Raw genomic sequence first — 23,300 nt, 5'->3', positions numbered from 1 at the left:
CGCCATGGCGCTTGAAACCACACACCGGTATGACGACATCATCAACCTGCCGCATCACGTCTCGCGGCGGCATCCGCCGATGTCACGACACAATCGGGCCGCCCAGTTCATGCCGTTCGCCGCGGTGGCCGGCTACGACCAGGTCGTTGCGGAGACCGCCCGCAGCAATGACCATGACATGGCATTGGCCGACACCCCGGTCGACGGTCTGGCCGAAGGCTGGGTGCCGGCCTGAGCCGTGGATTCAGCCGCGGCGGCTGCGGAGACGGGCGAGCAATCCGCCATGCGGCGAGCCCGTGCCGCCGACGCGGAGCCCATCCCGCAGTGCGTGCGGCAATCCAGCAGCTTGGTCCCGGTCGAGGTCCCGCTTTTGCGGGGTGGGTTTATGCCGTGGCAATAGCGGGCAACCGGCGCAGATCAGCGAACCGGGGTCGGGGTTGCACCAGGCCTCGCCGCAGGCGGCGCGCGGGGACAGATCCATCACCTGCAGTCTGCCGGTCCTGCGCGCGTGGTCGGCGATCATCGCCACGAATCCGCGGGGCAGCCCGCGGTGCCGGGCGCACGCCTCAAGCGTCATGCCGGATTCCAGATCGGCGATCACCTGCGTGACGGCATCGGCATCGCCATCCGCATGCCTACGGTCGGGCGGCATGGTGCCGGAACCGCCGGCACGCCGCCATCGGCTTGATTGCGCGCTTACCATACGAGCCTCAGCAGCTGAAAGGTGGCGACGGCGAGCACATAGGCCACGGTCAGGCTCAACCCCCACCGTCTGCAGCATCGTCCGGAACCCATACTGGCGTTTCAGTTCGGCCACCGTCGCCAGACACGGCGTATAGGCGAGTACGAACAGCAGGAACGCCGCCGCGGCCGCCCTGCCATGCCCGCCGGAGGAGGCGTCGAAGGATTCGCGCAGCCGTGCGCCCAGCGTCCCCTCGCCCTGCCGCTGTTCCGTTGCGTCATCCCCGCCGGCGACGTTGTACGACTGCGACATCGAGCCGACCACAACCTCCTTGGCCACGAATCCGGTGATCAGCGCGGCCGAGGCATGCCAGTCGCCGAATCCCGCCGGCGTGAACACCGGAGCGACCGCGTCGGCCACCACGCCGTACACCGAATCGTGCACGTCCTCGACTTGGCCGAACGACCCGGCTCCGGGCGTCGCCGGGATGCCCTGCAACACCCACAGCGCCACGATCATCGTCACGATAACCGAACTGGCCCCGCGCACGAAGCCCCACAGCCGCCCCAGCACCGAACGGATCAGCATGACCAGCCGCGGGCATTGGTATGGCGGCAGGCTCATCGCGAACGGTTCGGGCTTCAGACCACGGAACTTTGTATGCCGCAGCAGCAGGCCGGCCAGCAGGATCACCGCAACCGACAGCACGTACATGAGGAACACCACCGATCCGGCATGGCCGCGGAAGAAGGCGTAGGCGAGCACCAGATACACCGACAGACGCGCCGAGCAGGAGGAGAACGGGATCAGCATGCCGGTCAGCACACGCTGCCGGGAATCGGGCAGCGTCCTGGTGGCCGCCAGCGCCGGCAGATTGCAGCCGAACCCTACGATAATCGGCAGGAACGCGCGGCCGTCCAGACCGATCGTCCGCATCGCGCGGTCCATCACGAACGCCGCGCGCGCCAGATACCCCGAATCCTCCAACAGTGACAGCAGTAGGAACATGATGCCCATCGGCGGGATGAACGTGAGTACGGTCACCACGCCGTCCAGCACGCCGTCGACGACAAGCGCATGCGCCCAGCCCGTGGACGCCGCCGGACCGAACCATGAGAAGACGGTATCGACCATGGCGGCGAGCCAGCCGCGCACGGTGACGTCGAACCAGTCCTGCATCGGACCGGCCAGCGTGGTGGTGGCCTGGAACACCAGATACATGACCGCCAGGAACATGACGATGCCCAACACCGGATGCAGCAGCACGCGGTCGATCCGGTCGGACAGGGTGACGCGGTCCCGCATCTGCAGGTCAAGGCCGCGAATGATACGCGCCGCCCAATCGAAGCGCGCATCGGCATGATCCTCGACCCATGCACGCACATTCGCCGTGCCGGTGAGCGGATGCAACCCCTCGGGCACCGGTGTGCCCCGAAACCCGTCGGCGATCGCCCGGACCAGCCGGTCGGTCCCCGCGCCGGTGCGACCGTCGACCGCGACCACCGGCAACCCGTCCAACAGTGCGGACAACCGTTCGGCATCGACGCCGCAACCCTGGGCTTCGGCCAGGTCATTCATCGTCAGCGCGACGACGGTGGGCGCCCCCAGCTCGACCACCATGGCCAGAAAGTACAGGGAGCGGGCGATGTTCGTCGCATCGAGCACGGCGACGACCAGATCGGGACGGGGCAGCCCCTCGGCACCCATCACCGCGTCCGCGGCCACCTTCTCATCGGGGCTCAGCGGCAGCAGCGAATAGGTGCCGGGCGTGTCGGTGCAGTCCCAGACCTCGGCGGGACCGTTGCCATCCGGACCCCGATAATGCAGCCGTCCGGTCTCCAGCAGCACGGTGGTGCCCGGGGCGTTCATCACCTTCGTGCGGGCGCCCAGCAGCGTGTTGAACAGCGAGGATTTGCCGACATTCGGATTGCCGACGAACACGACATGCCGCAGCGCATCCGCTTCGTGCTCGCCGTCCGTGGCCTCCGTGCGTGCACCGCCATCGCGCCCGACAACGCTCATGCGGTCCGTATCCCGTCGGTCGAAGCGCACGGTCTGGTCGCCGCGGCCGGCGAACAGTGCGCCGAACCCGCGCCGGTGGGCATGATCGCCGTGTTCGGCCGTGTGAGGCGGAAGGCCGTTCATGGGTGCGGTCATCGCGTCGTCTCCTCGGTGTCGTCGGATATTCTCACGCGGATGGCGCGTGCGGTGCCGCCGTCCAGCGCGATGCGCTCGGGACCCCGCGCCACGACGCGGCCACCGAAGCCGCTGCGCTGCACGACCCGTATGACGACACCGGCGCGCAACCCCAGTTCCATCAACCGGAAACGATGCCGTTCATCCAGGTCGATGCCGTCCACGATGACGGTGTCGCCTGCCCGGCAGCCGGCCAGCGTGCGTGGGCCGCGTGTTGGGGTCGCGGTGCCGGGGCCGGCCGGCGGTGTGGTGTCCATAACGGTCATGCCTCCCAACATATGAGCGGCATGACCGAAAAACAAGACTTGTATTTCCGTTGATTTCTGGTATCCTGCCCGGCGTGTTGTCGCGGGGCGACGACGACATGGGGATGACGACACGGACACGGAGGAGGGGTACTGCGGCACCCGGAATATGAATGGAGGGGCGGACGCCGTCAGCGTCCGCCCCTCCATATGACCGGTTGACCGAGATCAAGCGGTGAAGTACTCCACGCCGGCCTCGAAGATCGGCTGGTACTTGTTGCCCGGCACATTGACGTACAGGCCGTTGCCGGAGCGCTCCGAATGGCCCATCTTGCCGAACACGCGGCCATCCGGGCTGGTGATGCCCTCAATGGCCAGCAGCGAGCCGTTCGGGTTCGCGCCCAGGTCCATCGACGGCACGCCGGACTCATCCACGTACTGCGTGGCGATCTGGCCGTTGGCCTTGAGCTGCGCCAGCACCTCATCGGAGGCCACGAAACGGCCCTCGCCGTGGGAGATGGCCACCGTGTGCACATCGCCGACCGCGGTCTTGGCCAGCCACGGCGAAAGGTTCGAGGCCACGCGGGTGCGCACCAGACGGCTCTGGTGACGGCCGATCGTGTTGAACGTCAGCGTCGGGCAGTCCGCGGTCATCGGCACGATGTCGCCGAACGGCACCAGACCCAGCTTGATGAGCGCCTGGAAACCGTTGCAGATGCCCAGCATCAGACCGTCGCGGTTCTTGAGCAGATCGCGCACCGCCTCGGTGACGGCCGGGGCGCGGAAGAACGCGGTGATGAACTTGGCGGAACCGTCCGGTTCGTCGCCGCCCGAGAAGCCGCCCGGAATCATGACGATCTGGCTCCTGCGGATCTCATCGACCAGCGCCTGCGTCGATTCGGCCACGGCCGCCGGCGTCAGGTTGTTGATGACCAGCGTCGTCACATCCGCGCCCGCACGCTCGAAGGCGGCGGCGGAATCGTACTCGCAGTTGTTGCCGGGGAACACCGGGATGATGACATGCGGCTTGGCCACCGGCGCACCTGTGTACACGGTCTTCTTCGCCGCCTCGAACGACACGGTCTCGACCGGGGCCTTGGCCGCGTCGTCCTTGCTGCGGTACGGGAACACGGACTCGATGCCGCCCTCCCACGCGTCCTGCAGGTCGTTCAGGTTCAACGTCTCGCCGCAGGCCTCGAACACGTAATCCTCGCAGGTCACGCCGATCTGACCGACCTCCACCAGGTTCGTGACCTTGGGCAGTTCGGCGTAGTCGTCGAGTTCGACGAGGAACGAGCCATAGGCCGGGGTGAACAGGTCGTCGATCGCGATCGACGGATCGAGCCTCACACCGATGCCGTTGCCGAGCGTCATCTTGAACAGCGCCTCGGCCGTCGCGCCGTAGCCCGGCGTGGAGACGGCGACCGCGTCATGGAAGTCGACGAGGTATTCGACCATCGTCATCGCGGCCAGCAGACCGTCCTTGTCCGGGGTCAGGCCGTCGTCCAGATAGCGCGGCGCGATGCGCACGATGCGGTGGCCGGCCTTCTTGAACTCGGGGGAGGTGGCGTGGCGCATGTCGCCCACCGCCACGGCGAAGGAGATCAGCGTCGGCGGCACGTCGAGATCCTCGAAGCTGCCGCTCATCGAATCCTTGCCTCCGATCGCGCCGACGCCCAGGTCGGCCTGCGCCATCAGCGCGCCGAGCACCGAGGCCACCGGCTTGCCCCAGCGGGTCGGATCATCCTTGAGCTTGCCGAAATACTCTTGGAAGCTCAGGTACGCCTTCTCATGCTCGAAACCGGCGGCCACCAGCTTGGAGAGCGATTCGACAACCGACAGATACGCGCCGGTGAACTGGTTCCTCTCGGAGATGTACGGGTTGAAACCCCAGGCCATCGCGGAGGCGGTGGTGGTCTCGCCGAACACCGGGAACTTGGCGACCATCGCCATATTCGGGGTCAGCTGCCTGCGGCCGCCGAACGGCATTAGCACGGTCGCCGCGCCGATCGTGGAGTCGAAACGCTCGGACAGGCCCTTGTTCGAGGCCACGTTGATGTCGGTGACCAGCGTGTGCATGCGCTCCGCCAGCGAGCCGGACATCCACGGGCTGGTGTAGCCGGCCCCGGACTCCACATGCACGTCCATATGCTTGGGCGCGCCGTTCGAGTTGAGGAACTCGCGGGACAGGCTCACGATCACGTCGCCGTTCCAGGTCATCTTGAGGGTCTTCTCCTCGGTGACGGTGGCGATGACGGTGGCCTCCAGGTTCTCCTCACGGGCGTAGCCCAGGAATTCGTCCACATCCTCGGCGGCGATGGCCACGGCCATGCGCTCCTGGGATTCGGAGATCGCCAGCTCGGTGCCGTCCAGGCCCTCGTACTTCTTGGGCACGGTGTTCAGATCGATGTCCAGGCCGTCGGCGATCTCACCGGTGGCCACGGACACGCCGCCGGCGCCGAAGTCGTTGCAGCGCTTGATCAGACGGCAGGCGTCGCCGCGGCGGAACAGACGCTGCAGCTTGCGCTCGATCGGGGCGTTGCCCTTCTGCACCTCGGCGCCGCAATCCTCCAGGCTCTCCACATTCTGCGACTTGGAGGCGCCGGTGGCGCCGCCGATGCCGTCACGGCCGGTGCGGCCGCCGAGCAGGATGATCTTGTCGCCGGGGGCGGGCTCCTCGCGGCGGACATGGTCGGCCGGGGTGGCGCCCACCACGGCGCCGACCTCCATGCGCTTGGCCACGTAGCCGGGGTGGTAGATCTCGTCCACCTGGCCGGTGGCCAGGCCGATCTGGTTGCCGTAGGACGAATAGCCGGCCGCGGCCGTGGTGACGAGCTTGCGCTGGGGGAGCTTGCCCTCCAGCGTCTGCGAGACGGGCACGGTGGGGTCGGCCGCGCCGGTCACGCGCATCGCCTGGTACACGTAGGAGCGGCCCGACAGCGGGTCGCGGATGCAGCCGCCGATGCAGGTGGCCGCACCGCCGAACGGTTCGATCTCGGTGGGGTGGTTGTGGGTCTCGTTCTTGAACAGGAACAGCCAGTCCTGCATCTCGCCGTCCACGTCCACCTTGACCTTCACCGTGCAGGCGTTGATCTCGTCGGATTCGTCCAGATTCTTCAGGATGCCGTTGGACTTGAGCCACTTGGCGCCGATCGTGCCCATGTCCATCAGCGTGACCGGGCGCTCGTCGCGCCCCAGCTCACGGCGCATGGCCAGATACCGGTCGAAGGCCGCCTTGACCACGGCGTCATCGATCTCGATATGCTCCAGGCGGGTGCCGAAGGTCGTGTGGCGGCAATGGTCCGACCAGTAGGTGTCGATGACCTTGATTTCGGTGATCGTCGGGTTGCGGCGCTCACCGCGGAAATACTGCTGGCAGAATCGGGCGTCGGCCAGATCCATCGCCAGGCCGCGTTCATCGATGAACGCCTGCAGGCCTGCGTCGTCCAGATCATTGAAGCCGGCGATGACCTCCACCTTGCCCGGCTGGGCGACTTCCATCCTCAGCGTGGTCTTCGTCTCCAACGATGCCTCGCGCGCCTCGACCGGGTTGATGACGTAGTGCTTGACGGCCTCGATGTCGGCGTCGTTCAGCGCCCCGGAGAGGGCATACACCTTGGCGGAACGCACGGTCGGGCGTTCGCCCTGGCTGATGAGCTGGATGCATTCGCTGGCCGAATCGGCGCGCTGGTCGAACTGGCCGGGCAGGTATTCGACGGCGAACACGGCGGCACCGCCGAAGTCCGGCAGATCGGCGCTCACCGTGTCGACCTGGGGCTCGCTGAAGACGGTGGGCGTGGCCTGGTCGAACAGCTCCTGGCTGATGCCCTCCACGTCATACCGGTTGACGATGCGCACGCCCTCCAGCGCCTCGACGCCCAGGATGGTCCTCAACTCGCCGCACAGCTGCTGCGCCTCGACGTCGAATCCGGGCTTCTTCTCCACATATACGCGAAAAACCACGATTGGTTGCTCCTTGATAGTCAATACGGCCCGCATCCTTGCGAATGCGGGCCTTGCGGATGTCACTCGGCGGAATCGACGCCCTCGGTGGCGGCCAGGGCCATCAGACGGTCGTAGATCTCCTCATACGCGGGGATGATATTGCCCAGATCCCGGCGGAACAGGTCCTTGTCCAGATGCTCGATCTTGCCGCTGTGATCCTTCTGGTCCCACAGGCGGCAGGTGTCGGGGGTGATCTCGTCGGCGAGCAGGATCGCGCCGTCCGAGGTCTTGCCCTCCTCGATCTTGAAATCGACGAGTTTGACGTCGATCTTGGCGAAGATGTCCAGCAGGGCGGCGTTGACGGCGCGGGCCTGACGGGAGATCTCCGCGATCTCATCCTCATCGGCCAGGCCGAGGGCCACGATGCCGTCCTCGTTGATGAATGGGTCGCCTAACGCATCGGACTTCAGGCAGAACTCCAGGATCGGCTTCTTCAGCTCGGTGCCCTCCTCGACGCCGTAGCGCTTCGCGAAGGAGCCGGCGGCCGTGTTGCGCATGATGATCTCCAACGGATACATGTCCATCTTCTTGACCAGCTGCTCGGTTTCGGAGATGCGGCGCACGAAGTGGCTGTCCACACCACGGGCCTTGAGCAGGTCGAAGATCACGGAGGTGATGCGGTTGTTCAGCGAGCCCTTGCCTTCGATCTGGGCCTTCTTCTCGCCGTTGCCCGCAGTGGCCTGGTTCATGTACTCGACCCAGAGCACGTCCGGGTCATCCGTGGCATACAGTTTCTTGGCCTTGCCCTCGTAGAGCTTCTCCAGCTTCTCCATGGTCTACCTTTCGCAAACCGCGACAAATCGCGGGATATCAAGGGTGAATGGTACGAGGTACAGGCTACCAAGCGCCGACTACATCCGACACGGCTCAGGACATGCCGCACTCCCGCATCGATGCCACGGACCGTGACACATCCACAACCGGGATGCGTCACGGTCCGGAAATCAATTCAGAAGATTCAGCGCACGTCCACGCGCAGCGTATCGGCCACATGTCCGGCCCGTGCGCGCGCGTCGTCGGCGTTCGAACCGATCGCCAGCGCCACCGCCATGCGCCGGTGTCCATGCACCTCGGGCTTGGCGAAGATGCGCAGGTCGGTGTTCGGCTCCGCCAGTGCCTCGGCCGTGTTCGAGAACACGGCTTCGCCCTCGCCCTCGACCACGATCGCATGGCTGGCCGCGGCCGCCCCCTGCGGAATCGAGAGTGCCGCATGCGCTTCGGTCACCGGCATGCCCAGGATCGCGCGCGCATGCAATGCGAACTCGCTCAGCCGCTGCGAGGCCATCGTCACCATGCCCGTATCGTGCGGGCGCGGGGAGACCTCATTGAACAGCACCGAACCGTCGGTCAGCACGAACAGCTCCACGCCGAACACGCCCCATCCGTGCTCGCCTGTCGCTTGGGCCTTGCCGACCAGCCCTTCGACGGCGGTCCGCGCGATGCGGCGGGCCTGCTCCAGCACCGCGGCATCGGTGGCCGCCGGCTGCCAGGACTCGCGGTAGTCGCCGCTTTCCTGGCGCTGTCCGATCGGCGCGCAGGTCACAATGCCTGCGGACGAGCTCACGGTCAGCACGGTCAGCTCGTAATCCAACGGGGCCAGCGCCTCCACGATCACGCGTGAGACGTCGCCCTCGCCCGCGGCGCGGCGTCCGGTCTGCGCCTCCACCCACGCCGCGTCGATGCCGTCGGCGGATCGCACCACCGACTGGCCGTGTCCGGACGAGCTCATCACCGGCTTGACCACGCACGGATACCCCACGGCCTCGGCGCCGGCGCGCAGCTCCTCCAATGTGCCGGCAAAACGGTACGGCGTGGTCGGCAGCCCCAGCTCCTCATGGGCAATCACCCGCAGCCGTTCGCGGTCCATGCAGATCGCCGCAATTTCGGCGCTCGGCACCACCTGCATCCCCGCGGCCGCGGCCTCGGCCAGCTCGCCGGTGGCGATGGCCTCCACCTCCGGCACGATGATGTCGGGGCGCACCTCGTCGAACAACACGCGCAGCTGCGCGGCGTCGGCCATATCCAGCACGCGCGCCTCATGCGCCACCTGCTGGGCGGGGGCGCCGGCGTACGAGTCGGCGGCGCACACCCACGCGCCGAGCCGCATCAGCTCGATCACCACCTCCTTGCCCAACTCGCCGGCGCCTAGGAACAGCACGCGGGTGGCGCGGCTGCCCAGCGGCGTGCCAAGCGGATGGTCCGTCCCATTCCCGGCGTTGGGAACGGGAACGGCGGCGGTGGACTGGTTGGCGGATTGGTCGATCGTGTTGTGCGTCATACTCACATTCTGCCATCGTCCGGCGATGTTGCGGCGGTAGCGGCGCGCGGCGATAGAATGAGGGGATGAACGAGCAAAGGTATGGGGACGGCGAACGGCCGCTGACCATCGCCATGGTGGTTGACACCTCAGGCAACCGCGGCAACGGCACGTCGAATTCGGCGTTGCAATGGGCCGATGAACTCGAACGGCAGGGGCATCGCGTCCGTCTGGTGGGCATCGGCGCCCCCGACTTCCCCGCGCGGGTCAATCATGTGCCGTTGGTCAGCTGGGTGGCCAAGAAGCAGCAGATGCAGTTCGCCGAACCGAGCGACACCCTGTTCCGTGCCGCGTTCCTCGGCGTGGACGTGGTACACCTGTACACGCCGTTCCGGTTCTGCCAGCACGCCTGCCGGATGGCCCGGCAGATGGGCATCCCCGTCACCGCCGGGTACCACGTGCAGCCCGAGAACATCACCTACTCCGCCGGGCCGCTCAAGCATGTGCCCGGCATCGACGCGATCATCTACCGTCTGTTCGACTGGTGGCTGTTCTCCAAGGTCGACCGCATCCACGTACCCACGGAACTCGGTGCGAGCCTGCTGCGCTCGCATGGGTACAAGACCCCGATCACGGTGATCTCGAACGGCTACGAGCCGCGGTTCACGCCCAAGTCTCAGCGTGCCGGCGGCGTTCCGGCGCCGACGCCGTTCCATATCGTGGCCTCGGGCCGACTGAGCAATGAGAAGGACCAGATCACGCTGATCCGTGCGGCGGCGATGTGCCGGCACGCCTCCTCCATCCGGCTGACGATCGCCGGCACCGGACCGTTGAAGAGGCGACTGCAGCGGACGGCGGATCGTCTGCTGCCGGGACAGGTGGAGATCGGCTTCCACCGCAATACCGAGATGCCGGAGCTGCTGCGGTCCGGCGACCTGTTCGTGCACCCGTCCATCGCCGACCTGGAATCGGTGAGCGTGATCGAGGGCATGGCCAGCGGCCTGGTGCCGGTGATCGCCGCGTCGCGTCTGAGCGCGGCCGGACAGTTCTCGCTGTTGGACGAGTCGCTGTTCCCGGTGGGGGATGTGGCGGCGCTCGCCCAGCGCATCGACTGGTGGATCGATCACCCGGACGAGCTGTCCGCATGGGGTGCGCGGTACGCCGAACACACCAGGACGCATTATTCGGTGGAGGCGAGCGTCCGCCGGTTCGTGGCGATGGAGCGCGAGGTCATCGCCGGACGTTCCGGGGCACGGAACGCGTAGGGCCGGCGACGGATCCGTCACCGGCCCAGTGCCCGTGCACCGTTCGGCGGTGCCACGGCGGAGTCATGGCAGCGTCACAGCAGGGCGATCAGCTCGTCGACCTGCTCGTCGGTGGTGGACCAGGCGGTGCAGATGCGCATCACCGTGTGCGTGTCGTCGGCCTTCTCCATGAAGCCGAGGCGAACGTGTTCCTGCAGACGGGCGATCGTCTCGTTGTCCATGGTGATGAAGATCTGGTTGGTCGGCGTCTCCATCGTCAGCGTGTAACCGCGCTCGCGCAGCACCGTGCGGATGCGGGCGGCGGCCTCGTTGGCATGGCGGGCGATGGTCATGTAGCGGTCGTTCTCGAACAGCGTGTCGAACTGCAGGCCGAGCAGCCAGCCCTTGGCCAGCAGCGCGCCGTGCTGCTTGATCAGGGTCAGGAAATGCGCCGGCGCATCGTTCTTCGGGAAGACCACGGCCTCGCCGAACAGCGCGCCGACCTTGGTGCCGCCGATGTAGAAGACGTCGGTCAGGCGGCCGATGTCCTGCAGCGTGACATCGGTGCCATCGGCGGTCAGGCCGTAGCCGAGACGCGCGCCGTCGAGGAACAGCTTCATGCCGAAGCGGTCGCAGACCGCGCGCAGCGCCTCCAGCTCGTTTAGCGTATACAGCGTGCCGTATTCCGTGGGGTGGGAGATGTAGACGGTGCCGGGGAAGACCATATGCTCATAGTTGCCGTCCGCATAGAACGTGGTGCAGTAGTCGCGCAGCTCAGCCGCGTCGATCTTGCCGTTGTGGTGGGGAAGCGTGAGCACCTTGTGTCTGGTGGCCTCGATGGCGCCGGCCTCATGCACGTTGACGTGGCCGGTGTCCGCAGCCACCACGCCGGCGTAGGGCGGGGTGATGGCGTCGATGACGGTCTGGTTGGTCTGGGTGCCGCCGACCAGGAACCGTACGTCGGCCTCGGGGCTGGCGCAGGCTCGGCGGATCTTCTCCGCGGCGGCGGCGCAGACGTCGTCGGAACCGTATCCGGGATGCTGGGTGGCGTTGGTGGCGGCGAGGCGCTCCAGGATGGAGGGGTGCGCGCCGCAGCAGTAGTCGTTTTCGAAGGACAGCATGGTCGACTCCTTGTCGATTGAACGGTGGGTGGAAGCGGTACCGAGGTGCAGTGTATCGCCACCGAGCGCCAATAGGGCGGCCGACTCCGGATGCACGATCTGTGCCTATGACTCTGGCCTATGTGCCGGTCTATATTCCCTGACTCAAGCCGGTCTATGACCTCCGATGCGCCCGGCATATACGGTGAGGGCCCGGGTCCCTGCCTTGGGATCCGGGCCCTCACCGCGAAAGGAGGTCATCATCTTCAGTTCTGCCGCGCCGCCCTGCGCGGAACCAATACCATCACTCGATACCACTATCCATCCACATCATCCGGCAGACGTTCCGGCCACCTTGCCGTTGCTGTCACCTTGCCTGCTCGTCCATCTCCATCGTGTCCGCCGGCACTGCCTGTTGCGTTATTGGAGGCGTTGCACGAACCTTAAGGAATCGGTGCTTCGTTACCGCCTGATGGATTCCCATCCGACCATAACTCCGGCCTCCGCTTTCAGTATACCCGGCAAAACGCACATTGTCCACCCTGTTCGTGCCGCGAAAACCCAATGTTTCGTAGCGCTCATTGCATACGGTTGCAGCGAACGAAACAGCACATGTCTTGGTTGATGGTGTGCGTTTCTGGTGTACGCGGCTGGGTGATCGACCCCGTTTCCCGTCGTGCGGGACCGGCGCGACGCGCCGAATTCGCGTTGTCGGGAAAATCCTGTATAGTATCCATCTGTTGTGCGAATCCGGGAGACCGGATGACACACATGGTGGATATAGCTCAGTCGGTAGAGCAGCTGATTGTGGTTCAGCAGGTCGCGCGTTCGAGCCGCGTTATCCACCCCAGCAAGGCCCCGCTTCGGCGGGGCCTTTGTCATAGCACTATCCGGGTCTGGTCACGACACGCAGGCCAGGGCGCTGTCCGGTGTGCTGCTATCCTAGATATTTGTGTGTGCCGCCGGCATGCCTTATGTGACAGGCGTGGGCGGGCGGGACATCCCCGAGTCCGCGGGAATGCGCGCAGTAATGCGGCGGCAGGAGGACAAGGGGCCATCGGGCCGGTGGACTGGGCTGTCTTTCCGATTCAAGGGAAGTGTGGGCGCAGTGTGGCGGCTCCACAGATGAAGAACAACCAACGAATCGGAGAATTCAGTTGCCTACGATTGAACAGCTCGTCCGTAAGGGACGCCAGGCCAAGCCGAAGAAGTCGAAGACTTTGGCCCTGAAGGGCAGCCCGCTGCGCCGCGGCGTGTGCACCCGTGTGTATACCACCACCCCGAAGAAGCCGAACTCGGCTCTGCGTAAGGTCGCTCGTGTGCGCCTGAGCTCGGGCGTTGAAGTCACCGCCTACATCCCCGGTGAGGGCCACAACCTGCAGGAGCACTCCATCGTGCTCGTGCGCGGCGGCCGTGTGAAGGATCTGCCGGGCGTGCGCTACCACATCGTGCGTGGCGCGCTGGATACCCAGGGTGTCAAGGACCGTAAGCAGGGTCGTTCCCTGTATGGAGCAAAGAAGGCGAAGTAAGAGATATGTCGCGTAAAGGACCTGCCAAGAAGCATCAGCTGCTGCCCGATCCGATCTACGGCTCGACCGTCGTGGCCCAGCTCATCAACAAGATCCTCCTGGACGGTAAGAAGTCGATCGCCGAGGACATCGTCTACTCCGCGCTCGATATGGTCAAGGAGAAGACCGACCAGGAGCCGGTCGCCGTTTTGAAGCGCGCCCTGGACAACATCCGTCCGAGCCTTGAGGTGCGTTCCCGCCGCGTCGGTGGCGCCACCTACCAGGTGCCGGTCGAGGTCAAGCCGGCCCGCGCCAACACGCTGTCGCTGCGCTGGCTGACCGACTTCTCCCGTGCCCGTCGTGAGAAGACCATGGCCGAGCGTCTCGCCAACGAGATCCTCGACGCCTCCAACGGCCTGGGCGCCTCTGTCAAGCGCCGCGAGGATACTCATAAGATGGCGGAGGCCAACAAGGCGTTCGCTCATTACCGCTGGTAATCACTCGATAACGAGAGCTAAGGAAAACACTCATGGCACAAGACGTGCTCACTGACCTGAACAAGGTCCGCAACATCGGCATCATGGCCCACATCGATGCCGGTAAGACCACCACCACCGAGCGTATCCTGTACTACACCGGCAAGAACTACAAGATCGGCGAGACCCATGACGGCGCCTCGACCATGGACTTCATGGCGCAGGAGCAGGAGCGCGGCATCACCATCCAGTCCGCCGCCACCACCTGCTTCTGGAACCGTCAGACCCACGACACCGAGGACAAGTATCAGATCAACATCATCGATACCCCGGGCCACGTGGACTTCACCGCCGAGGTCGAGCGTTCGCTGCGCGTCCTCGACGGCGCCGTCGCCGTGTTCGACGGCAAGGAGGGCGTGGAGCCGCAGTCCGAGACCGTGTGGCGTCAGGCCGACAAGTACGGTGTCCCGCGCATCTGCTTCATCAACAAGATGGACAAGCTGGGCGCTGACTTCTACTACTCCGTCCAGACCATCAAGGACAAGCTGGGCGCCACCCCGCTGGTCGTCGAGCTGCCGATCGGCGCCGAGAACGACTTCGTCGGCGTCGTGGACCTGATCCGCATGAAGGCCTACGTCTGGAACGACGTGAAGGACGACATGGGCGCCCACTACGACACCGTGGACATCCCGGCCGACCTGCAGGACAAGGCCGAGCAGTACCGCGCCGAGCTGCTGGACATGGTCGCCGAGTCCGACGAGGAGCTGCTTGAGAAGTACCTCGAGTCCGGCGAGCTGAGCGAGGACGAGATCCGCGCCGGCATCCGCAAGCTGACCGTGGCCCGTGAGGCCTACCCGGTGCTGTGCGGCTCCGCGTTCAAGGACAAGGGCGTGCAGCCGATGCTGGACGCCGTGGTCGACTTCCTGCCGAGCCCGGAGGACGTGCCGTCCATCGTCGGCTTCGACCCGAAGGACGAGTCCATCGAGATCGACCGCAAGCCGGTCGTGTCCGATCCGTTCTCGGCTCTGGTCTTCAAGATCTCGACCCACCCGTTCTACGGCAAGCTCGTGTTCGTGCGCGTGTACTCCGGCGCCGTCAAGCCCGGCGACAACGTGCTCGATTCCACCAAGGGCAAGAAGGAACGCGTCGGCAAGATCTTCCAGATGCACGCCGACAAGGAGAACCCGGTCGACGGTGCCTCCGCAGGCAACATCTACACCTTCGTGGGCCTGAAGAACGTCTCCACCGGTGACACCCTGTGCGACGAGAAGGCCCCGATCTCCCTGGAGTCCATGACCTTCCCGGATCCGGTCATCGAGGTGGCCGTGGAGCCGAAGACCAAGGGCGACCAGGAGAAGATGGGCATCGCCCTGGCCAAGCTCTCCGACGAGGATCCGACCTTCCAGGTCAAGACCGACGAGGAGTCCGGCCAGACCCTGATCTCCGGCATGGGCGAGCTCCAGCTCGACATCATCGTCGATCGTCTGCGCCGCGAGTTCAAGGTCGAGTGCAACGTCGGCAAGCCGCAGGTCGCCTACCGTGAGACGATCCGCAAGGCCGTCATGAACCAGGAATACACGCACAAGAAGCAGACCGGTGGTTCCGGCCAGTTCGCGAAGGTCCTGATGAACTTCGAGCCGCTCGACACCGAGAACGGCGAGACCTACGAGTTCCACAACGAGGTCACCGGCGGCCACATCACCAAGGAATTCATTCCTTCGATCGATGCGGGCGTGCAGGAGGCCATGGAGTCCGGCGTCCTCGCCGGCTTCCCGGTGGTGGGCGTCAAGGCCACCGTCACCGACGGCCAGACCCACGACGTCGACTCCTCGGAAATGGCCTTCAAGATCGCCGGCTCCATGTGCTTCAAGGAGGCGGCCCCGAAGGCCCACCCGGTCATCCTCGAGCCGATCATGGCCGTCGAGGTGCGTACCCCGGAGGAGTACATGGGCGACGTGATGGGCGATCTGAACGCCCGTCGTGGCCAGATCCAGTCCATGACCGACGCCACCGGCGTCAAGGTCATCGACGCCAAGGTCCCGCTGTCCGAGATGTTCGGCTACATCGGCGATCTGCGTTCGAAGACCCAGGGCCGCGCCATGTTCACCATGCAGATGGACTCGTACGCCGAGGTTCCGAAGAACGTCTCCGACGAGATCATCAAGGCCCAGCGCGGCGAGTGACACGCGCAGCCATAATGGTCGCTTCTGTCTCCAGTCAGCGCTAGAATTTTGTAGCGCTGACTGGGTTCGGGGCACCAAAGTGGCACACAACCCAGCAACCCAGTACAATGTAGCGAGTGCCTCGGGCCGCAAACCCGGGGAGTACTACGAGACGTCCAGGAGGACAACACACAATGGCAAAAGCAAAGTACGAGCGTACTAAGCCGCACGTTAACATCGGCACCATCGGCCACGTCGATCACGGCAAGACGACCCTGACCGCCGCCATCTCCAAGGTGCTGCACGAAGAGTACCCGGATGTCAACCCGGCCTACGACTTCAACCAGATCGACGCCGCTCCGGAAGAGCAGCAGCGTGGTATCACCATCAACATCGCCCACATCGAGTACCAGACCGCTGAGCGTCACTACGCTCATGTGGACTGCCCGGGCCACGCCGACTTCGTGAAGAACATGATCACCGGCGCTGCCCAGATGGATGGCGCTATCCTCGTTGTGGCCGCCACCGACGGCCCGATGGCCCAGACCCGCGAGCACGTGCTGCTCGCCCGTCAGGTCGGCGTTCCGAAGATCCTGGTCGCCCTGAACAAGTGCGACATGGTCGAGGACGAGGAGCTCATCGAGCTCGTTGAGGAAGAGGTCCGTGACCTGCTCGACGAGAACGGCTTCGATCGCGACTGCCCGGTCATCCACGTGTCCGCCTACGGCGCTCTGCACGACGACGCTCCGGACCACGAGAAGTGGGTCGAGGCCGTCAAGGAGCTCATGAAGGCTGTCGACGAGTACATCCCGACCCCGGTCCACGATCTGGACAAGCCGTTCCTGATGCCGATCGAGGACGTCTTCACCATCTCCGGCCGTGGCACCGTGGTGACCGGCCGTGTCGAGCGTGGTAAGCTCCCGATCAACACCCCGGTCGAGATCGTCGGCATCCGCCCGACCCAGTCCACCACCGTCACCTCCATCGAGACCTTCCACAAGCAGATGGATGAGTGCGAGGCTGGCGACAACACCGGTCTGCTGCTGCGCGGCATCAACCGTACCGACGTCGAGCGTGGCCAGGTTGTGGCCAAGCCGGGTTCGGTGACCCCGCACACCAAGTTCGAGTCCGAGGTCTACGTCCTGACCAAGGACGAGGGCGGCCGTCACTCGCCGTTCTTCTCGAACTACCGTCCGCAGTTCTACTTCCGCACCACCGACGTCACCGGCGTCATCGAGCTGCCGGAAGGCGTCGAGATGGTCCAGCCGGGCGATCACGCGACCTTCACCGTCGAGCTGATCCAGCCGATCGCTATGGAGGAGGGCCTGACCTTCGCCGTGCGTGAGGGTGGCCACACCGTCGGCTCGGGCCGTGTCACCAAGATCCTCGCCTGATTCCGATCAGTCGATGACTCGGTGCGCCTGAACTAGCGCATACCGAATGCCCCGGAACCCCAGCGGTTCCGGGGCATTCGCATATCCGGGCACCCTCGCTGGCGGGTCGTATACCGTCATCCGGTTCGGATAGGGGCCGATTCGAAGCTCCTGTATAGACGTGGTGGCATAATAGGCAAGGCTCATTTTGAACGTTGCCAACAACCATCGAGTGAATAGGTGAACAACAGTGGCACAGACTACCAATGACATCAAGAACGGATCCGTCCTGAACCTGGACGGCCAGCTGTGGACCGTCGTCAAGTTCCAGCACGTCAAGCCCGGCAAGGGCCCGGCCTTCGTGCGCACCACCATCAAGAACGTGCTGTCCGGCAAGATCGTGGACAAGACCTTCAACGCGGGCATGAAGATGGAGTTCGAGACCGTCGACAACCGCAACCTGCAGTACTCCTATGAGGACGGCGACAACTACGTCTTCATGGACATGACCACCTATGACCAGATCTACATCCCCAAGACCCTGGTCGGCGACCAGAGCAAGTACCTGCTCGAAGGCACCGACTGCATCGTCAGCTTCCATGACGGCACCCCGCTGAGCGTGGAACTGCCGGCCTCCGTGGTGCTGACCATCACCCACACCGAGCCGGGTCTGCAGGGCAACCGCTCCAACGCCGGCACCAAGCCGGCCACCGTGGAGACCGGCGCCGAGATCCAGGTCCCGCTGTTCATCGGCGAGGGCGAGAAGGTCAAGGTCGACACCCGCGACGGCTCCTATCTGGGTCGCGAGAACAACTGACCTGAAGAAGGGACACCGAGAGCTTCATGGCACGTTCCACCGCCCGCAAGAGGGCTCTGAACACGTTGTACGAAGCGGACGAGAAGGGACAGGACATCCTGTCCCTTCTTGCTGAGCGCATCGCCCTGCCTGGCGCCCAGACCCCGCTGCCCGATTACGCCATCGAGATCGTGCGCGGCGTGGCCGACCACCGCCGTCAGATCGACCGCGTGCTCGACGAGCATTCCACCCGGTGGAAGGTCAAGCGCATGGGTGTTGTGGACCGCAACATCCTGCGTATCGCCGCCTGGGAGATCCTGTTCAACGACGATGTACCGGACAAGGTGGCCATCGACGAGGCCCTGGGCTTGGCCAAGACGCTGTGCGCCGACGACGCCCCGTCGTTCATCCACGGCCTGCTGAGTGCCGTGTGCGCCGACAAGTCGCAGATCGCGCCGCAGGAGGACGCCGCCGAGCGGACCGTGGCCGATACGTCCGCCCAGGGCGATGGGCCCGCGGGGGCTCCGTCCGATGCCGACACCGCCGAACAGTCCGGCGAGTCCGCAGCTAACGAGTGATTTTTCAAGGATTCCGGCCGGTTGCGAGTCCCAACCGGCCGGTACTCTAAAGGGTAGATTCGACCCAAGGATAAAGGGGGTTTTGGTGAACCAGACCGATTCCGGAGCCGTGATGTTCTCCAAGGACGATGCCGTTCTCGTGTTGGAGGACGGGCAGGTCTATGTGGGGGAGCCCTACGGCGCGCGTGGCTCCACCTGTGGTGAGATCGTCTTCGCCACCGGCATGACCGGCTATCAGGAGACGCTGACCGATCCGAGTTATGACCGTCAGATCGTGGTGCAGACGTTCCCCCACATCGGGGACACGGGCATCAACGGCGAGGACCCGGAATCCTCCAGGATCTGGGTGGCCGGGTACGTGGTCCGCGAACCCAGTCCCAACGTCAGCAACTGGCGTGCCACCGGCAGTCTGGATGATGATCTGATCGCCAACGGCATCGTCGGCATCTGCCGTATCGACACCCGCAAGCTCGTCCGCCATCTGCGTTCCGCAGGCGTGATGCGTGCGGGTGTTTTTTCAGGTGAGGCCCTGGAGGACGCCAACGGCCGTCTGCGCGCCATCGACGATCTGCTCGACCAGGTCAAGGCCACTCCGCAGATGCAGGGGCTGAGCCTGTACGACGAGGTCAGCACCAAGCAGACTTACACCATCGAGCCGTGCGGCGAGTACGAGGGCAAGGAGCCGCTGTTCACCGTCGCCGCCGTCGACCTGGGCATCAAGGCCATGACGCCGCACCGCATGGCCGAACGCGGCTGCCGCGTGCATGTGGTGCCGTCCACCATCACCTTCGAACAGCTGCAGGCCCTGAACCCGGACGGCGTGTTCTTCTCGAACGGCCCCGGCGACCCGGAGCAGGCCGAGCCTGAGGTGGAGCTGCTGCGCCAGGTGCTGGACGCCGGATACCCGTTCTTCGGCATCTGCTTCGGCAATCAGCTGCTGGGCCGCGCGTTGGGGTTCGGCACGTACAAGCTCAAGTTCGGACACCGCGGCATCAACCAGCCGGTCAAGGACATGACCACCGGCAAGATCGAGGTCACCGCGCACAACCACGGCTTCGCCGTCGACGCCCCGATCGGCGAGACGGTTCCGTCCCCGTACGGTGACGGCCGGTACGGCCGGGTGTTCGTCTCCCACATCGATCTGAACGACGACGTGGTCGAAGGCCTGCAGTGCGTCGACATCCCCGCGTTCTCCGTGCAATACCATCCCGAGGCCGCGGCCGGTCCGCATGACGCCTCGTATCTGTTCGATCGTTTCGTCGATCTCATGCGTTCGTCCAAGGAGGAAACCCGCAATGCCTAAACGCACCGACATCAAGTCCGTCATGGTCATCGGCTCCGGCCCGATCGTGATCGGCCAGGCCGCCGAGTTCGACTACTCGGGCACCCAGGCATGCCGTGTGCTGCGCGAGGAGGGCATCCGCGTCATCCTGGTCAACTCCAACCCGGCCACCATTATGACCGATCCCGAGATGGCCGACGCCACGTACATCGAGCCGATCGCCACGCCGATCCTCGAACAGATCATCGCCAAGGAGCGCCCCGATGCGCTGCTGCCGACGCTGGGCGGCCAGACCGCGTTGAACGCCGCCATGGCGCTGGGCGAGGCCGGCGTGCTCAAGAAGTACAACGTCGAGCTGATCGGCGCCTCGCTGGAGGCCATCGACCGCGGCGAGGACCGCGAACTGTTCAAGAAGGTCGTGGAGGACGCCGGTGCCGAATCCGCACGCTCCGAGATCGCGCATTCGATGGAGGAGGTCGACCGCATCGCCGAGGAGATGGGCTTCCCGATCGTGGTGCGTCCGAGCTTCACGATGGGCGGCCTGGGCTCCGGCATCGCGCATGACGAGGAGGAGCTGCACCGCATCGCCGGCGCTGGCCTGCACTATTCGCCGACCGACGAGGTGCTGCTGGAGGAGGGCATCGAGGGCTGGAAGGAATTCGAGCTCGAGCTGATGCGTGACAAGAACGACAACGTGGTGGTCGTCTGCCCGATCGAGAACGTCGATCCGGTGGGCGTGCACACCGGCGATTCGATCACCGTGGCCCCGGTGTTCACGCTGACCGATCGCGAATACCAGAAGCTGCGTGACATCGGCATCGCCATCATCCGCGGCGTGGGCGTGGATACGGGCGGATGCAACATCCAGTTCGCCGTGCACCCGGAGACCGGCCGTATCATCGTCATCGAGATGAACCCGCGCGTGAGCCGTTCGTCGGCGCTGGCCTCCAAGGCCACCGGCTTCCCGATCGCCAAGATCGCCACCAAGCTGGCCCTGGGCTACACGTTGGACGAGATCCGCAACGACATCACCCAGTCCACCCCGGCCAGCTTCGAGCCGACCATCGACTACGTGGTGACCAAGGTGCCGCGGTTCGCGTTCGAGAAGTTCCCGGGCGCCGATCCCAGCCTGACCACGTCGATGAAGTCCGTGGGCGAGGCGATGGCGCTGGCCGGCAACTTCCAGGAGTCCCTGGGCAAGGCCATGCGCTCGATCGACAAGCGCCACATGGGCTTCAGCTGGGATGGCGAGCGTCCGGACGAGGCCGAGGTGAACGAGCTGCTCAAGGCCATGAAGACCCCGACCGAGGACCGCTACCTGCAGCTGCAGCGCGCCATTTGGGGCGGTGCCACCATCGAGCAGCTGTTCGAGGCCACCAAGATCGACCCGTGGTTCCTCAAGCAGTTCACGCTCATCAATGAGACCGCGATTGAGGTGCGCGACGCCGAAACGTTGAGCTTCCGGCTGCTTAAGAAGGCCAAGCAGGCAGGCCTGTCCGATCTGCAGATCGCGCATCTGCGGGGTCTGGGCGACGAGGGCGAGAACACGGTACGCGAGCTGCGCTGGGCCTTCGGTCTGCGCCCGGTGTACAAGACCGTGGATACCTGCGCCGCCGAGTTCGACGCGGTCACGCCGTACTACTACTCGTGCTACGCCGACGAGACCGAACTGCGCCCGCGCGAGCGCGAGGCCGTCATCATCCTGGGTTCCGGCCCGAACCGCATCGGCCAGGGCATCGAGTTCGACTACACCTGCGTGCACGCGGTGCAGGAACTCGGCAAGGACTATGACACGATCATGGTCAACTGCAACCCGGAGACCGTCTCCACCGACTATGACATGTCGGATCGCCTGTACTTCGAGCCGCTGACCTTCGAGGACGTGCTGGAGATCTACGAGGCGGAGAAGAAGATGGGGCCGGTCAAGGGCGTCATCGTCCAGCTCGGCGGGCAGACGCCGCTGTCGCTGGCCGCCCGACTCAAGGCCGCCGGCGTGCCGATCCTCGGCACCACGCCCGAATCGATCGATCTGGCCGAGAACCGCGAACTGTTCGGCGAGGTGCTGAAGAAGGCCCGTATGAACGCTCCGCGGTACGGCACCGCGCTGAGCCTGGAGGAGGCGCAGGAGGCCGCCCGTTCGATCGGCTATCCGGTGCTGGTGCGCCCGAGCTATGTGCTTGGCGGCCGCGGCATGGAGATCGTCTACGACGATGCGCAGCTGGAGAAGTACGTGAACCGCGCGCTGGCCGAGGCACAGGCCGATACCGTGGTCTCCGGCCGTCTGCCCTCGCCGCTGCTGATCGACAAGTTCCTGCAGGACGCCATCGAGGTGGACGTCGACGCGCTGTTCGACGGCGAGGAGCTGTACATCGGCGGCATCATGGAGCATGTGGAGGAGGCCGGCGTCCATTCGGGCGATGCGGCCTGCACCCTGCCGCCGTCCACGCTGTCCGACGACCAGATCCGCCGTCTGCGCGAGGGCACCTACGCCATCGCCAAGGGCTGCGGCGTGCAGGGCCTGATCAACGTGCAGTACGCGTTCATGGCCAATACGCTGTATGTCATCGAGGCCAACCCGCGCGCCTCGCGCACCGTGCCGTTCGCCTCCAAGGCCACCGGCGTGGCCCTGGCCAAGGCCGCGGCCCGCATCATGGCCGGTGAGACCATCGCCCAGCAGCGCGCCAACGGGCTGCTGCTGCCCGAGGGCGACGGCGGCGTCATGCATGTCGGCCAGCAGGTGGCGGTCAAGGAGTCGGTGCTGCCGTTCAAGCGCTTCCGCACCCCGGTGGGCAAGACCGTGGACATCCTGCTCGGCCCCGAGATGCGTTCCACCGGCGAAGTCATGGGCTTCGACCGCGACTTCCCGCACGCGTTCGCCAAGAGCCAGCTGGCCGCCTATGACGGTGGCCTGCCGACCAGCGGCAACGTGTTCATCTCGGTCAACGATTCCGACAAGCGCCAGCTGCCGTTGATGGCCGTGCGTCTGGTGGAGCTCGGCTTCACGCTGTGGGCCACCGAAGGCACCGCCTCGGTGCTGCGCCGGTACGGCATCGAATCGAAGATCGTGGACAAGATCACCGCTCGTGTGGACACCTCCGCCGACGCTCAGGTGGAGATCAAGCATGCCGAAGGCAGCGTGGGCAAGAACGTCGTCGAGCTCATCGAAGAAGGCAAGATCGACATGGTGCTCAACACGCCGAACTCGCGCGGATCGCGGTCGGATGGCTATTCGATCCGCGCCGCGGCGATTGCCGCCGACCTGCCGCAGTTCACCACCATGACCGAGTTCTCGGCCGTGCTGATGGCGATTGAGGCGGTGAAGCGCAACGACTATCAGATCATGAGCATCCAGGAGCATGCTCAGCAGTTGTTCGACTTGGAAAGGTCGTGATGACG

At 65.3% G+C, this 23,300-nt stretch carries 16 protein-coding genes, 1 tRNA gene and 1 pseudogene; 11 read left to right on the top strand and 7 right to left on the bottom strand.

Annotation, left to right across the window (positions count from 1 at the left end; translation table 11 throughout):
• The first annotated feature begins 4 nt into the window (after positions 1-4).
• Positions 5-235: a hypothetical protein gene (locus BIGA_RS04890; RefSeq protein WP_033506437.1), complete on the top strand. Its 231-nt coding sequence runs from the start codon at positions 5-7 to the stop codon at positions 233-235.
• Positions 236-244: 9 nt separating this feature from the next.
• Here the strand turns inward: BIGA_RS04890 and BIGA_RS04885 are convergent, their stop codons facing one another.
• The 6 genes and pseudogenes from BIGA_RS04885 to purT all read right to left on the bottom strand — a co-directional run bounded on the left by BIGA_RS04885 (position 245) and on the right by purT (position 9,406).
• Entirely contained in the window at positions 245-703 is a 459-nt protein-coding gene (locus BIGA_RS04885) for a hypothetical protein (protein WP_152595975.1), read from the bottom strand.
• Positions 697-2,827, bottom strand: a pseudogene (gene feoB, locus BIGA_RS04880) (ferrous iron transport protein B). The gene BIGA_RS04885 and the pseudogene feoB overlap by 7 nt, the downstream one beginning before the upstream one ends.
• A gap of 8 nt (positions 2,828-2,835) precedes the next feature.
• Entirely contained in the window at positions 2,836-3,144 is a 309-nt protein-coding gene (locus tag BIGA_RS04875; protein ID WP_237744059.1) for a FeoA family protein, read from the bottom strand.
• Between the two features lie 207 nt (positions 3,145-3,351).
• Complete coding sequence (locus tag BIGA_RS04870) at positions 3,352-7,086, bottom strand: phosphoribosylformylglycinamidine synthase (RefSeq protein ID WP_033506439.1); 3,735 nt, start codon at positions 7,084-7,086, stop codon at positions 3,352-3,354.
• A gap of 62 nt (positions 7,087-7,148) precedes the next feature.
• On the bottom strand, positions 7,149-7,901 hold the full coding sequence (gene purC / locus BIGA_RS04865; protein ID WP_033506442.1) for a phosphoribosylaminoimidazolesuccinocarboxamide synthase: 753 nt from the start codon (positions 7,899-7,901) through the stop codon (positions 7,149-7,151).
• 185 nt (positions 7,902-8,086) lie between these two features.
• Complete coding sequence (purT, locus tag BIGA_RS04860; protein ID WP_033506444.1) at positions 8,087-9,406, bottom strand: formate-dependent phosphoribosylglycinamide formyltransferase; 1,320 nt, start codon at positions 9,404-9,406, stop codon at positions 8,087-8,089.
• A gap of 65 nt (positions 9,407-9,471) precedes the next feature.
• On the opposite strand from purT, the gene BIGA_RS04855 reads away from it, so the two are divergent.
• Positions 9,472-10,650: a glycosyltransferase gene (locus BIGA_RS04855; RefSeq protein WP_033506447.1), complete on the top strand. Its 1,179-nt coding sequence runs from the start codon at positions 9,472-9,474 to the stop codon at positions 10,648-10,650.
• A gap of 74 nt (positions 10,651-10,724) precedes the next feature.
• On the opposite strand, the gene BIGA_RS04850 is transcribed toward BIGA_RS04855, so the two are convergent.
• On the bottom strand, positions 10,725-11,750 hold the full coding sequence (locus tag BIGA_RS04850) for a threonine aldolase family protein (RefSeq protein ID WP_033506448.1): 1,026 nt from the start codon (positions 11,748-11,750) through the stop codon (positions 10,725-10,727).
• A 753-nt stretch (positions 11,751-12,503) separates the two neighbouring features.
• On the opposite strand from BIGA_RS04850, the gene BIGA_RS04845 reads away from it, so the two are divergent.
• The 9 genes from BIGA_RS04845 to carB all read left to right on the top strand — a co-directional run bounded on the left by BIGA_RS04845 (position 12,504) and on the right by carB (position 23,295).
• Positions 12,504-12,579, top strand: a tRNA-His gene (locus BIGA_RS04845).
• A 307-nt stretch (positions 12,580-12,886) separates the two neighbouring features.
• On the top strand, positions 12,887-13,258 hold the full coding sequence (gene rpsL, locus BIGA_RS04840) for a 30S ribosomal protein S12 (RefSeq protein ID WP_003808601.1): 372 nt from the start codon (positions 12,887-12,889) through the stop codon (positions 13,256-13,258).
• 5 nt (positions 13,259-13,263) lie between these two features.
• Positions 13,264-13,734 (top strand): 30S ribosomal protein S7, encoded by a 471-nt coding sequence (rpsG, locus tag BIGA_RS04835; protein ID WP_003813834.1) that lies wholly within the window; start codon positions 13,264-13,266, stop codon positions 13,732-13,734.
• 32 nt (positions 13,735-13,766) lie between these two features.
• The gene (fusA, locus tag BIGA_RS04830) at positions 13,767-15,896 is read left to right on the top strand and encodes an elongation factor G (RefSeq protein WP_033506451.1); all 2,130 of its coding nucleotides are present in this window, start codon (positions 13,767-13,769) and stop codon (positions 15,894-15,896) included.
• Positions 15,897-16,069: 173 nt separating this feature from the next.
• Positions 16,070-17,269: an elongation factor Tu gene (gene tuf, locus BIGA_RS04825; protein ID WP_033506453.1), complete on the top strand. Its 1,200-nt coding sequence runs from the start codon at positions 16,070-16,072 to the stop codon at positions 17,267-17,269.
• A gap of 229 nt (positions 17,270-17,498) precedes the next feature.
• Positions 17,499-18,065 carry an elongation factor P gene (gene efp / locus BIGA_RS04820; protein ID WP_033506455.1) on the top strand — a complete coding sequence of 189 codons (567 nt, stop codon included), beginning with the start codon at positions 17,499-17,501 and terminating at the stop codon, positions 18,063-18,065.
• Between the two features lie 26 nt (positions 18,066-18,091).
• Positions 18,092-18,622: a transcription antitermination factor NusB gene (nusB, locus tag BIGA_RS04815; protein ID WP_033506457.1), complete on the top strand. Its 531-nt coding sequence runs from the start codon at positions 18,092-18,094 to the stop codon at positions 18,620-18,622.
• An 85-nt stretch (positions 18,623-18,707) separates the two neighbouring features.
• On the top strand, positions 18,708-19,925 hold the full coding sequence (gene carA, locus BIGA_RS04810; protein WP_152595976.1) for a glutamine-hydrolyzing carbamoyl-phosphate synthase small subunit: 1,218 nt from the start codon (positions 18,708-18,710) through the stop codon (positions 19,923-19,925).
• Positions 19,918-23,295 carry a carbamoyl-phosphate synthase large subunit gene (gene carB / locus BIGA_RS04805; protein ID WP_033506458.1) on the top strand — a complete coding sequence of 1,126 codons (3,378 nt, stop codon included), beginning with the start codon at positions 19,918-19,920 and terminating at the stop codon, positions 23,293-23,295. Before carA ends, carB begins: the two co-directional genes overlap by 8 nt.
• Positions 23,296-23,300: the final 5 nt, after the last annotated feature.

The organism is Bifidobacterium pullorum subsp. gallinarum (assembly GCF_000741215.1).
GTDB lineage: Bacteria > Actinomycetota > Actinomycetes > Actinomycetales > Bifidobacteriaceae > Bifidobacterium > Bifidobacterium pullorum_B.
Note: the sequence above shows the minus strand (reverse complement) of the source record. Positions and strands in the feature narration are given on the sequence as shown.